The organism is Cryobacterium sp. Y29 (genome assembly GCF_002929825.1).
Taxonomy (GTDB): domain Bacteria; phylum Actinomycetota; class Actinomycetes; order Actinomycetales; family Microbacteriaceae; genus Cryobacterium.
The window spans coordinates 1-1,059 of sequence record NZ_PJJN01000002.1 but is presented as its reverse complement, the minus strand read 5'-3'; the positions used below and the strand labels follow the sequence as shown (position 1 = coordinate 1,059).

At 62.5% G+C, this 1,059-nt stretch carries 1 protein-coding gene; it reads right to left on the bottom strand.

Translation table 11 applies throughout. The features are described from left to right. On the bottom strand, positions 1 to 1,046 hold a 1,046-nt coding region (locus CXY74_RS00015; protein WP_104198530.1), incomplete at its 3' end, for a SulP family inorganic anion transporter. Between the last annotated feature and the right edge of the window lie 13 nt (positions 1,047 to 1,059).

Here is a 1,059-nt window from a genome sequence, read left to right as displayed (position 1 = left end):
AAGGTCAGATACGACACGATGATCATCACCGCGACTAGGGCGGCCATGGGCACGACGGCGAGTATGTCGCCGAGGCCGAGTACTAGGACGAGCAGGAAGATGCCGGCGAGGAAGGTGGAGATGCGGGTGCGGGCGCCGGAGGCCTTGACGTTGATCATGGTCTGGCCGATCATGGCGCATCCGCCCATTCCGCCGAAGAGGCCGCTCATGATGTTGGCGACGCCTTGGCCCCAGGTTTCACGGGTTTTGTTGGAGTGGGTGTCGGTGATCTCGTCGACGAATTTTGCGGTCATGAGTGATTCGAGGATTCCGACGAGGGCCATGCCGAGGGCGTAGGGGGCGATGATGGTGAAGGTGTCCCAGTTGAGCGGAACGCTGGGGAAAAAGAGTTCGGGCAGGCTTTGGGGGAGTTCTCCTTGGTCGCGGATGGTGGGGACGTTGATCGCCATCAGTACGGTGACCACGGTGAGTACGACGATCGCGACGAGTGGGGCCGGGATCACTTTGGTGATGCGTGGCATGACGACCATGATGATCAGTCCGGCGGCGACGAGTGGGTAGACCATGACGGGCACGTTGAGCAGCTGGGGAAGTTGGGCTGTGAAGATGAGAATCGCGAGGGCGTTGACGAAGCCGACCATGACGCTGCGGGGGATGAAGCGCATGAGCTTGGCGACGCCGACCAGGCTGAGCACGATTTGTAACACGCCGGCCAGGATGACGGTGGCGATGAAATATTCCATGCCGTATTCTCGTGCGACGGGGGCGATGACGAGGGCGATGGCGCCGGTGGCGGCGGTGATCATGGCCGGGCGTCCGCCGACGAAAGCGATTGTCACGGCCATCACGAATGAGGAGAACAGGCCGACGCGTGGGTCGACGCCGGCGATGATCGAGAAAGCGATCGCCTCGGGGATGAGGGCCATGGCCACGACGAGGCCGGCTAGAACTTCGCGGGTGAGCAGGCGGGGCGTGCGCAGAGCGGTGAGAACGGAGGGTTCCGCTCGGTAACGGTTGGGCGCGGTGGATTTGTGAACAATGGCCATGAGGCCTCCAGAA